General features: G+C 42.8%; 11 protein-coding genes. 6 read left to right on the top strand and 5 right to left on the bottom strand.

Going from position 1 to position 12345, the window contains the following annotated elements; all coding sequences use genetic code 11:
- Window positions 1-7 precede the first annotated feature (7 nt).
- On the top strand, window positions 8-811 hold the full coding sequence (gene hda / locus AK825_RS09890; RefSeq protein WP_068036793.1) for a DnaA regulatory inactivator Hda: 804 nt from the start codon (window positions 8-10) through the stop codon (window positions 809-811).
- A gap of 85 nt (window positions 812-896) precedes the next feature.
- Entirely contained in the window at window positions 897-1607 is a 711-nt protein-coding gene (locus AK825_RS09885; RefSeq protein WP_068036791.1) for a DUF2057 family protein, read from the top strand.
- A gap of 114 nt (window positions 1608-1721) precedes the next feature.
- On the opposite strand, the gene AK825_RS09880 is transcribed toward AK825_RS09885, so the two are convergent.
- Window positions 1722-2207 carry a Dps family protein gene (locus AK825_RS09880; protein WP_068036789.1) on the bottom strand — a complete coding sequence of 162 codons (486 nt, stop codon included), beginning with the start codon at window positions 2205-2207 and terminating at the stop codon, window positions 1722-1724.
- 330 nt (window positions 2208-2537) lie between these two features.
- A complete protein-coding gene (locus AK825_RS09875; protein WP_068036786.1) occupies window positions 2538-3197 on the bottom strand; it encodes a YcxB family protein in 660 nt (219 codons plus the stop codon).
- Between the two features lie 669 nt (window positions 3198-3866).
- Between AK825_RS09875 and serS the strand changes: the two genes are divergently transcribed.
- From serS to AK825_RS09855, 4 genes are all read left to right on the top strand, one after another.
- Window positions 3867-5153 carry a serine--tRNA ligase gene (gene serS, locus AK825_RS09870; RefSeq protein WP_068036785.1) on the top strand — a complete coding sequence of 429 codons (1287 nt, stop codon included), beginning with the start codon at window positions 3867-3869 and terminating at the stop codon, window positions 5151-5153.
- 277 nt (window positions 5154-5430) lie between these two features.
- Entirely contained in the window at window positions 5431-7428 is a 1998-nt protein-coding gene (tkt, locus tag AK825_RS09865; RefSeq protein WP_068036784.1) for a transketolase, read from the top strand.
- A gap of 272 nt (window positions 7429-7700) precedes the next feature.
- A complete protein-coding gene (locus AK825_RS09860; RefSeq protein WP_068036783.1) occupies window positions 7701-8207 on the top strand; it encodes a hypothetical protein in 507 nt (168 codons plus the stop codon).
- A gap of 120 nt (window positions 8208-8327) precedes the next feature.
- On the top strand, window positions 8328-9335 hold the full coding sequence (locus AK825_RS09855; RefSeq protein ID WP_068036782.1) for an NERD domain-containing protein: 1008 nt from the start codon (window positions 8328-8330) through the stop codon (window positions 9333-9335).
- 22 nt (window positions 9336-9357) lie between these two features.
- Here AK825_RS09855 and AK825_RS09850 read toward each other — a convergent pair whose 3' ends face one another.
- The 3 genes from AK825_RS09850 to AK825_RS09840 are packed head-to-tail and all read right to left on the bottom strand — an operon-like array spanning window position 9358 to window position 12313.
- Window positions 9358-10329: a peptide ABC transporter ATP-binding protein gene (locus AK825_RS09850; RefSeq protein ID WP_068036780.1), complete on the bottom strand. Its 972-nt coding sequence runs from the start codon at window positions 10327-10329 to the stop codon at window positions 9358-9360.
- Window positions 10326-11402, bottom strand: a complete 1077-nt coding sequence (locus tag AK825_RS09845; RefSeq protein ID WP_082787227.1) for an ABC transporter ATP-binding protein — start codon at window positions 11400-11402, stop codon at window positions 10326-10328. Before AK825_RS09845 ends, AK825_RS09850 begins: the two co-directional genes overlap by 4 nt.
- Entirely contained in the window at window positions 11402-12313 is a 912-nt protein-coding gene (locus AK825_RS09840) for an ABC transporter permease subunit (protein WP_068036777.1), read from the bottom strand. The genes AK825_RS09845 and AK825_RS09840 overlap by 1 nt, the downstream gene beginning before the upstream one ends.
- Window positions 12314-12345: the final 32 nt, after the last annotated feature.

Genomic DNA, 12345 nt, shown 5'->3' with positions numbered 1-12345 from the left:
ATGATTCATGGCAGAAGCACAGCTAAGTCTCAATCTGGACATTAAGCACGATGCGAGTCTCAGCGACTTTGCTGGTCCAGGTTGGATGTCGATTATTGATGCAGTGCGGCAGCTACATGTCGGCCTGATAGGCCAGCTGTACCTATTCGGTAGCCCTGCTACTGGTAAGTCTCATTTGCTATCGGCTATTTGTGAGTCATTCATTGAGATGGATAAGTCAGCAATTTGTTTATCACTTAATGAGTTGATTCATACCGATGTCCACGTACTGTCATCCTTAGAGAACTTTGATCTTATCGCCATTGATGATTTAGAAGTGTTGGAACATAGCGCTCAATGGCAAGAAGCCTTGTTTCATTTGATAAACCGCAGCCGTGAAGGGCAGCGCCAATTACTATTTGCTGCCAATAGACCCGCCAGTGAATTGCCGTTTCAGCTGACTGATCTGCTGACTCGTTTAGCACAAGCACCCACTTTCAAAGTACCCAATGGTCATGACCTAGCAGACCGTAAAGCATTATTACAGTCTATTTTACGTCGGCGTGGTTGGCAATTTGATGAGCGTATTATTGAGCATCTGCTGACCGAAGGACCGCATCGTATCGGGGCAATGATGGAGGTGCTCAACTATATTCAGCCGATGTTTTCTAATCTTGGACGTAGTAATATATCTAAAGCAGTGATAAGCGATGCATTGCGTACTATTGATGAACAAACGCTCGCGGCAGAGCTTGCTGATATCGCTCAAGAAACCCAAAAAGATGATGAAGCAGCAAGTAATGACAACCATACAATACCACTGGATTTTTAGCTGCTGACACTTATTGAAGATAAATAGCTCAATGCTCTAACCTTTAATTTTTTTACCAAATTTTTTATCATGGATAGGATATCTTATGAAAATCTCTGCCTCTTTGCTTAAAAAACTGACAATCAGCACGCTCTTAATTGGCGCAGGTTCAGTGTCTATGCTTTCACATGCAGCCGTTACTTTGCTCGTCGATGACCATATTAAAGTGACCGCTATTAATGGGCAGGAAGTTAAACAAAGTGCCTTTCAGCCTTTAACTAAAACGTTTACTTTGCAGCCTGGTCAACATGCCATTACTGCTAAATATGACCGTCTATATGATTTGCCTCGTGATGAGCATGACTATTTGCGTTCAGGCAATGTGAGCGTAACGGCGGAACTGGCAGACAATCAAACCTATCGTTTGACTATGCCTAATCAACCAGAAGAGTATAAAGCTGCCAAAGAATATGCTGAACGTCCAACGCTAGCAGTACAACAGGACAATAGGGTTATCGCCAGTCAGCAAAGCATCGGTGGAAATCAAGGTGGCTTGCTATCAGGTATAGGTAAAGCTCTAGGCGGTGTGTTTGGTGGTAGCAGTGATGCCGAACTACAGAACCAGCGCGCTATTGCTGCATTAGAGCAGCCGACTTCAACTACTGGGCAGCAAACTGTAATAACCCAGCCTAAGGTAAACACTGGTACGGTAAGCTCTAGCACTCAGTCTGCGAATACCCTTGATAGCTTTATGCAAATTTGGCTTAATGCAACGCCTGCTGAACGTGAGAAAATGCGCCAATGGATTCAACAGTAACCATCTGTTTTTATAGTATTAGTTAACGATATCTGAGTAATAAAAAAGCACCTAATAATAGGTGCTTTTTTTATTTACGATTAGATGTAATGACTAGCAGAGTCTAGTTAATCATTAACCTAAGAATGCGTTATACATCCAAACTAGTTTTTCTTGCTCTTGTACATAAGCATCAACTAGGTCGGCTGAACCTTGGTCATCGCTTTCTGCTGCTAGTGCTGAAACTTGACGCTGCTCTTCAATAAGCGTTTGCAGACCAGTCACCACACCTTTTACACAGGTGTTACCGTCTTTAACGTTCTTGTCTTCTTTGATGCTAGTGTGCTGTGAAAAATCGCTATAAGCATGTAATGGTGTACCACCTAAGGTTAGAATACGTTCAGCGATCTCATCAATCTGTAATTGTAGAGCAGTGTATAACTCCTCAAACTTAGGATGTAATGAGAAGAAATGCTCGCCTTTAACATTCCAGTGGTAACCACGGACGTTAATATAGAAAGTATGATAGCTAGATAATAGACCATTTAATTTATCAATTACTTGACTCATTTCAGCTTTTTCTAGACCAATCTGGTTAGTACTGTTATCAGTATTACTCATAATATTATCCTTATAATGTGAGTGTTGATTTTATAAAATAGGAGTATAGCAAGTCGCGTTACTTATGATTACCTTCTTTATCATACCAAAGTCTGAACATATAACGACGATATTACGAAAGAGACTGGATTCTGAAAAAGACTGGTACCACTAATAACTACGATGCTTTAACTTTTGATGCCTATTATAATAGCAAACCATAATGGATTAGTTAAATTTAATAAATATAATGCTATGATTGGTTTTGTAAAACTCTAAAGAAACTCTCTTTACTATTAAGCAAGTCTCTTTATCATTTAAAGTAAAACAGATAAAGAGACCTAAATACTATCATGAAGGTGGTTGAATGCTCTCAGGGTTTAAACCTTTTACAGGAACTACTTCTTTCAGGTGCTGACGTACCGTATCAATCGGGAATTTTTGCGCTTGCAAACGTTTAGGTACAATTTGACTGCCTTGCTGACCTTTCATTTCAAACATCATAAAGATATAGTCATCAGTCTCATCCCAGCTTTTGACCGCAGTCCATGGAATAACCGCTTGTTGAGTAGTACCAGCCCGCATTTGCATGCCACGCATCTTATTATTGTTCATCAAATCAGGCTGATTGGTTGGCATTGCCATGACTAAACCATGTTTTTGCACACCCAACTTCATCTGACGCATCTCGTCTGGCATCTCTTGATCAGCAACTTGTTTTTCAAATTCTCTTTTGACATACCATTTAAAGCCAAGGGTGCGAACCAGTAAATAAATTACGACCGCAACCAGCATTAGCCAAAAAATAATCGTCGAGTAACCTGTTACGAAGACTAACCCTACAATTGCTAGTATTACGACCACTGCCATAATAATCCATTCTTTCATTTTGATGCTTTTTAAACCGAAAGAGGGGCTAGCGCTGGCGAATAGCTCATACTGTGCTTGATGGAATTCAGCCTCGGTTAAATTTAAGGCGACAGGTTGTAGCGTGTAGGGGTACAGGGCCATAAAGGTTTCTCAAATACTTATATTAAAAGTGTTGGGTTTAAAAACGCCAAACGTAAGCAGCTACGCCGTCGTTGGCTGGAAGTGTAATAAAGGTATGCGCTTATCTTACCGAAAAGTGCTCTTAAATGAAACATATAAGGATATCTGTGCCCTTATAGATGCCATATTAATGACATTAATAGAGATATACGACGCTTAGAAGAGTTAATATCAGTTATGAAAGCTAATATCGGTTCCAAAAAATGCGACTAGCTGTGCCAAACTAGCCTAATCCGTTACATGTAGTATTTCCCCTCGTTATCTTTGCCACTCAAAATTTTGGAATTAGTATGACTTTAGGGTTAAAAATTCAAAAAGGCATACATTAATTCAAAAAGACATACATTATTGAGCGCTGAAGGATATCGTTAAACTAAAAGTAGTTGCTATAAATTAGAGGTAGAAAATCCTGAAAACCTAGTTAAAAAATGGTCTAAACATGGTCAAATCTACTGGGTCTTGGTATTATAGCGGCTACAATATTTTGTCATAAAAAGCATGGCGTCACAGCAAGACTATAACTATGTCATAACTAGGCATAAAGCTCTGTTATAAATCTAAGCTGGCCACTTATTATATTAAAAATTTTTTTAAACCTTCTACTCACTCTCAGCGTTACAGGCAACTATTATGATTGATCCGAAACTCTTACGCGGCGATTTAAGCGACTTACAGCAACAGCTGGCCACCCGTGGCTATACGCTTGATATGGAGTTCTGGCAAACCATTGAAAATGAGCGTAAATCGCTACAAGTCAAAACCGAAGAGTTGCAATCGCGCCGTAACGCTGGTGCTAAGCAAGTGGGCGCGCTAAAAAAATCGGGCGAAGATGCCAGTGAGCTATTGGCTGAGATGCAAAGTGTCAGCGGTGAGATTAAAACGGCCGAAGACGAGCTGCGCACTTTACAAGAGCGCATCACCCAAGCGGCTTTGCAGATTCCCAATATTCCAGCAGCAGATGTGCCAGTCGGTACGTCAGAAGATGATAACGTCGAAGTGCGCAAATGGGGCACGCCGCGCGAGTTTGACTTTGAGATTCAAGACCATACTCATATAGGTGAGACACTCGGTATGCTCGACTTTGAAGCAGCAACCAAACTAACTGGTAGCCGCTTCAACGTGCTTAGAGGACAGTTGGCACAAATGCACCGTGCCTTAATTCAGTTTATGCTGAATACTCATACGATTAAGTACGGCTATACTGAAACGTATGTTCCTTATATCGTCAATTCAGAAAGCTTAAAAGGCACAGGTCAGTTACCGAAGTTTGAAGATGATTTGTTTAAACTTACTAATCATACGAATAATGATGATATGGATTTTTATCTCATTCCGACGGCGGAAGTACCGATGACCAATTTGGTACGCGGCGAGCGCTTAGATATCAAAGAGCTGCCGTTAAAGTTTACCGCGCATACGCCATGTTTCCGTAGTGAAGCCGGCTCGCACGGTCGTGATACTCGTGGTCTCATTCGTCAGCATCAGTTTGAAAAAGTTGAGATGGTCAATATTGCCAGCGCTGAGCATTCAGATGACTTGCTTGAAGCGATGACAAGGCAGGCTGAATATATCTTGCAGCAGTTGAATCTGCCATACCGTACTGTAAAACTGTGCACTGGCGATATGGGCTTTGCCGCGCAAAAAACTTATGACATCGAAGTATGGTTACCAAGCCAAGAGACCTATCGCGAAATCTCTAGCTGCTCAAACTGCGGTGACTTCCAAGCACGCCGTATGGGCACGCGGGTCAAAGACGGCAAGCAGACTAGTTTGGCGCATACGCTAAATGGTTCAGGTTTGGCAGTTGGTCGTACCTTATTAGCTGTGATGGAAAATTATCAAAATGCGGATGGTAGTATCACGATTCCAGAAGTGTTGCGTCCGTTTATGGGCGATGCTGAGACAATTTCAGTTTAATAAATATTTTGTCTATATAAATAGCGAGTTATAATGCTAACTCGCTATTTATTACTTTTGCCTATTATTAATTGTTATTTAACAAAACCGATATAAGTCATTGTTAAATACAAACGATTTTATGAGGCCGTTTTTGGCTTGGCTCATGGCAAATATGTTAATATTGCCCCTTAATTAATCACCTTATTTTTAAGTGCGTTTATCGCGCTTTTATTTTACTGTTCAATCGATTTTCCTCTTATCTTCCATACTTCTCATTCGAATATTAGGACACTCTATGCCCACCCCAATTAACGAACGTAAATTAGCCAATGCCATCCGTGTGCTCTCATTTGATGCGGTTCAAAAAGCCAACTCTGGACATCCAGGCGCGCCGATGGGCATGGCTGATATTGCTGAAGTTCTGTGGCGCAAATTTTTAAAACATAATCCTGCCGATCCGCAATGGCACAACCGTGACCGCTTTGTGTTATCGAACGGCCATGGCTCGATGCTTATTTACTCGTTACTCCATTTATCAGGCTATGATGTCAGCGTCGATGACCTAAAAGGCTTCCGTCAGCTACATTCAAAGACCCCAGGTCATCCTGAGCTTGGTTATACACCAGGTATTGAAACCACGACTGGTCCACTAGGTCAGGGCATCGCGAATGCGGTTGGTTTTGCTATCGCTGAGAAGACGCTAGCGGCACAGTTTAATCGTGACGGACATAACATCGTTGACCACCATACTTATGCGTTCTTGGGTGATGGCTGCTTGATGGAAGGTATCAGCCATGAAGTTTGTTCACTGGCTGGCACGTTATCGCTTGGCAAGTTAGTATTCTTCTATGATGACAATGGCATATCAATCGATGGTAATGTTGAAGGCTGGTTCACTGATGATACGCAAGCGCGCTTTGAAGCGTATGGCTGGCAAGTTATCAAAGTCGATGGTCATGATACCGATGCTATCACTCAAGCAACTGAGAAAGCGATTGCTGAGACCACTAAACCAAGCTTAATCATCTGCAAAACCACTATCGGCGCTGGTAGTCCGAACAAGCAAGGCTTAGCAGCCAGCCATGGTGCACCACTTGGTGATGACGAAATCGCCTTGACTCGTGATGCGTTATCTTGGAAGCATGCACCGTTTGAATTAGATGATGAAATTTATGAAGCGTGGGATGCCAAAGCTAAAGGTGATGTGCAACAAAAGAACTGGGATGCGGACTTTGAAGCTTATAAAAAGGCTTATCCAGAATTGGCAAGCGAGCTACTACGCCGCTTAAATGGTGAGTTGCCAGCGGACTTTGACAAGCAAGCGCAAGACTATATCCAACAAACCCAAGAGCAGGGCGGTGATGTTGCCAGTCGTAAAGCCAGTCAAAATGCGATTAATACTTTGCAGCCATTATTACCAGAATTGTTGGGCGGTTCAGCGGATCTAGCTGGCTCAAACCTCACACTATTTAAAGGTGCTAAAGGCATCGAAACTGACGCTGATGGCAACTATATTTACTATGGCGTGCGCGAGTTCGGTATGACCGCGATTGCCAATGGTATCGCGCTACACGGTGGCTTTATCCCTTACGTGGCGACCTTCCTGATGTTCATGGAATACGCGCGTAACGCTGTGCGTATGGGCGCATTGATGAAGCAACGTATCATCCATGTTTATACGCATGACTCTATTGGTCTGGGTGAAGATGGCCCAACGCATCAGCCAGTTGAGCAACTGACTAGCCTACGCACCACGCCAAATCTACGTACATGGCGTCCTTGTGATGCGACCGAATCTGCTACGGCTTGGGTAGAAGCGATTAAGTCAGAAAACAATCCATCTGCACTTATCTTTAGCCGTCAAAGCTTACCGCATCAAGCACGTGACAGTGAGCAAGTCGCTAATATCACTAAAGGTGGTTATGTGCTAGCGAAGGAACAAGGCGAGCTAAAAGCCATCATCATTGCAACGGGTTCAGAAGTTGGCTTAGCGATGGAAGCGTACGAGACGCTTAGCGAAAATGGCGTTGGCGTCCGTGTGGTCTCTATGCCATGTGCTGAAATCTTTATGGAGCAAGACGCCAGCTACCGTGAAGCGGTATTGCCTACCAATATCCGCGCCCGCGTCGCTGTCGAAGCGGCTCATGTAGACTACTGGTATAAGTTCGTTGGCCTTGATGGCAAAGTCATCGGCATGACCACTTATGGCGAATCAGCGCCTGCCAGCGACTTGTATAAAGAGTTTGGTATCACTACAGAAGCGGTAGTTGAAGCGGTAAATAGTTTGGTGTAATAAACCTGACTTAGTTAGTAATCAAAAAAAGAGCTACGAGAGAAATCTGGTGGCTCTTTTTTTACGTGATGGGTTTTAGTAGTTATTTTAAATAACTATATACTAACAAAATAACTCCAATAAAATATGGATCATCATTTAGCATTCTTAATGCGGCTAGACTTTATTTTGGTGTTAGAATATAGTAAAAACCATCGCATCTATTTTCTATAATATAATTAGATAGGAGTTGCAGTTTCTGATTTTATGATGCTGAAATTCGGATGAAATAAATGGAAGATATAAAACTAACAACACATACAACATGGTTACATCAAATAGGTCTAAGTGAAGGAGTGATAGCAGCCTTTATTATTGGATTCTTAGGCTTGTGCGGTATTTTCATTACTCAATATTTTGACCGAAAAAAAGAGCGGCGAGCTTTTCTTAGAGATAAGTTTGAGGAGCTAGTTTTTAAGCTTGCAGATTTTGCTACGCTTGTAAAAGAGAACGAAGCTAAGCGTTTTCAAGGTAAAGATAGTAAAAGCTTCGATCTTAGTAATTTTTCTAGAGAAGGTGGAAAAATTGAGATATTAACAATACTATATTTTTCTGAACTTGAAGGTGAATGTAAGGCTTTTCTACAAGCAGGATTGGATTTATGTGTCGCTCAGCGACTTCACGAAATGAACGCTAATGAAAAAAATCTAGACAAACTTGAACAAAGACAAAAATATTTTGAAGAGATTTATGATAGCTTTTATAATAATATAAAGGAATGTATTCCAAAATATACCTAATTTCTAAGCAACGAATAATTCAGTTTGCGCTGCAAAAATTAAACGTACATTTTTTATATTTGCTCTATTCATCGCATATATACCTCCTAGACTTCTATCCACGTATTAAAAAGAAAAGCTATGTCCCTAAAGTCCACCTTTAAAGGCTTCCTAGGTGAAACCGTCATCAATGTAGCTATGTTGCTAAAGCTTGATAAAGAGATCTATCATCGCCTGAACAATGTCACTTTGCCGCTGTCTAATGGCGGTAGCACCCAAATTGACCATGTCATCGTCTCCGTGTATGGCATTTTCGTCATCGAAACCAAGAATTATAAAGGCTGGATATATGGTAGCGAAAATCAAAGACAGTGGACACAAGCCTTCCCAAATGGACGCAAATATAAGTTTCAGAATCCACTACGGCAGAATTATCTACATATTAAAACGCTAGCTAATTTATTAGAATTAGATACGAGTTATTTCCATTCGATGATTGCGTTTATCGGTGAGTGCGAGCTTAAGACTCGTGATGAGCTGCCAGAGCATGTCTTGACTAATGGGATGGCGTCTTATGTTAAGAAAAAGCAGGATAAATTATTAACCGAAGCAGAGGTTAAATCTATCGTTGAGCAAATTGAAAGTAATAGATTTAGCAAATCTTGGAAAACTAACAGTCAGCATAAAGCCTATCTAAAAGATAAACATAACAATCCAAATAAGCAGCCAACCGATAAGCCAAAAAATAAATTAGTTGCTAAAGCTAAAGCTGCACCAGAAATAAAAACTGCTGTTAAAAGCAGAGAAGTACTCCGATGGTCTGGTCAAACGGAAGTTGAACAGCCTAATTCACCTATTGTGCCATCTAGCAATGTGCAGCTTAGCTCTCAACTGAATAATGATGATTCTTTTTTTATCACGCCATTTGAGGTTTTGGAATCAGAGCCTAAAATCAAGGAATCTTCTACTAAAGAGCCTTGTATTATTGAGCAAGTTGAAGCGTCGATCGTTTCTGATAATGCTCCCGCTTGCCCAAGATGTCATAGTGAGATGATTAAACGTGTGGCAAAAAAAGGCGCGCGCGCAGAGCAGGCGTTTTATGGTTGTAGTCAGTTTCCTAAATGTCGCGGTGTGGTGAACGTTAATTAGATGTGATCAACCCATAGCTACTTTACCCATAAATCTCTTCCAACCGTAAACAAGACACCAATCGACCTTCCCACTCTCGCAGCTCCGGCTCTATTTCACTACATTTAGGTTTGGCATAAGGACAGCGTTTATGCAGCGCGCAGCCAGTTGGTGGGTTAAGTGGACTTGGAAGCTCACCATGTAAGGTTAAGTCATTTTTATGGCCAGTCACAGTCGGTGCCGCTGCTAATAAAGCAATGGTGTAAGGATGTTTTGGGGCATTATAAATGGCTTCTTTAGGCCCGTGTTCGACCGCCTGACCTAAGTACATCACCATTACATCATCAGCGACATGGCGTACTACTGATAGGTTGTGTGAGATAAAGACGTAAGCGGTATGGTATTCGTCTTGCAAGTCCATGAATAAATTCAAAACTTGCGCTTGAATCGAGACATCGAGCGCGGAGGTAGGCTCATCGGCGACCACAATCTTTGGGTTGAGCATCATAGCGCGGGCGAGGGCAATCCGTTGACGCTGTCCACCTGAAAACATATGCGGATAACGGCCAGCGTGTTCGGGACGCAGACCCACATGTCTCATCATCTCATTAATTTTGCTGCGCTTTTCTTCCTTTGATAACTTGGTATGAATATCTAACGGTTCAGTCAATTGATAACCAATAGTATGACGCGGGTTAAGGCTACCATAAGGGTTTTGGAATACCATCTGAATCTCGGTACGCAAATCTTTTAATGCTTTTCGGCTGTAGCCAGTCGTCGCTTCATCGTTAATGAAAAGCTCACCGTCAGTAGGCTGTTCGATGAGCGTTAGCTGGCGGGCGAGAGTCGATTTACCGCAGCCTGACTCACCAACGACCGCAAGCGTCTTACCAGCTTCAAGCTCGAACGAGATACCGTTTAAGGCTTTAACATAAGCTTTAGGCTTGCCCAAACCTTGCGATACTGGGTAATGCTTGTGTAGATTCACTGCTTTTAAGACCACTTTATTACTCATAACTGGGACTCCACAGTAGCAGTGTTAGCGATAGAAGTGCGAGAAGGTAAATTTGATAGGTCTGAGTGAATGCAGCGCACGCTGCCATTAGGCGTGTCTAAAATGGGCGGTGGTACTTCACAAGCTGGCTCTTTATACGGACAACGCGGAGACAATAAGCAACCGCTTGGGCGATCATATTGACTGGGTACGACACCCGGCAAGCTATTGAGTCTATCTTGACCGATAGCTAGCTCAGGAATTGCTTGTAGCAATGCTTCGGTATAAGGGTGAGCAGGGTTTTGGAAAATCTCTGGTACAGTGCTGGTTTCAACCACTTGTCCGGCATACATGACGACGACATCGCGTGAGTTTTGCGCGACTAAACCCAGATCGTGAGTGATAAGCACCATTGCCATTTGTTTTTCACGTTGTAGTCGGCTGAGCAAGTCCATGATTTGCGCTTGCACCGTGACATCAAGAGCGGTGGTTGGTTCATCGGCGATAAGTAGTTTTGGCTCGCAAGCAATCGCCATCGCAATCATGACCCGCTGGCTCATACCGCCTGACAGCTGATGCGGATAGACTTTGAGACGGTTTCTGGCGTCAGGCATCTCAACCAATTCAAGCAGCTCTAAGATACGTGTCTGGACCGCTGAACCCCGTAAGCCAAGATGTTTGCGCAGTACTTCACCCAATTGCATCTCAACCGTAAAGCTTGGATTTAGACAAGACATCGCATTTTGAAAAATCATCGAGATATCTTTACCAATAATGCCGCGTTTTTCTTTGGCTCGCATACTCAGCATGTCTTTATTATCAAACATTACTCGCTTAGCACGAACTGTCGCAGAAGGCGGCAACAGTCCCATTAAGGCCATCATAGTGACGGACTTTCCTGAACCAGATTCACCGACGACTGCCACAACTTCGCCTTGCCTAATCGTTAACGACACATCATCTACTGCGCGAAAAGCACGCGCCCCTTCACCAAAGGTTACCGAGAGATTTTTGATATCTAATAATAACGGTGTGTTATTTACCGATGGACGCGCTGAATTTACTACAGAAGCATTGTTTAAAATTTCAGTCATTAGGTTACCTGCTTCAATTTAGGATCTAGAGCGTCGCGTAGGCCATCACCAGTTAAGTTAATTGATAAGGCAGCTAAGAAGATAGCGACACCCGGCCAAATAGCTAGCCAAACATTACTTTGAATATATTGACGCGCTGTACCTAACATTGCACCCCATTCAGCATCTGGCGGTTGTACACCGAAGCCTAGGAAACCAATCGCACCTGCTTCTAAAATTGCAGAGGAGAAAATCATCGTCGCTTGTACGATGAGCGGGGCCATACAGTTGGGTAGAATGGTCACGAACAATAAGCGGAATACGCCAGCACCCATCACTTGTGAGGCAACAAAATACTCACGTTGTAGCTCTACCATTGCGGTGGCACGTGTCAGGCGAATAAAAGGCGGGGTACAGACCAAAGCAATCGTAATAATAGTGTTGGTCATAGAAGGGCCTAGGATAGCCGCAATAATGATAGCCAACAGCAAGCTAGGATAGGACATTAAAATATCATTGACTAGCATCACCGCTTTACCCCAAACCTTTGGCCAAAACGCGGCGCTAAGTCCTAATGAAACACCGACCAACATAGCGAGGGTAGTGGCACTTAGACCAATAAACAATGAATAACGCGCGCCATACATCACCCGAGATAAAGTATCTCGACCTGCATCGTCAGTGCCGAGCCAAAACATAGTATCGCCACCACTCAGAAACGCTGGTGGCAGTTGCTCTTGGCCGGTGAACAATTCATAAGGGTCATGAGGCGCAATAGCGGGCGCAAGTATGGCAATAATGACCATCAACGCCAGTACAATAAAGCCAAGCACGGCGCCTTTATTTCGGCAGAACGTCGATAGAAATAGCTGCCAAGACGAGGGCGGTGTAGCTGCCAGATTGATATCAGAGGGGAGAACAGAAGGCTTCATGAGCAATTCCTGTAGTGGCTAGCGCTTCGACA

It is taken from the genome of Psychrobacter sp. P11G5 (assembly GCF_001593305.1).
GTDB lineage: Bacteria > Pseudomonadota > Gammaproteobacteria > Pseudomonadales > Moraxellaceae > Psychrobacter.
Note: the sequence above shows the minus strand (reverse complement) of the source record. Positions and strands in the feature narration are given on the sequence as shown.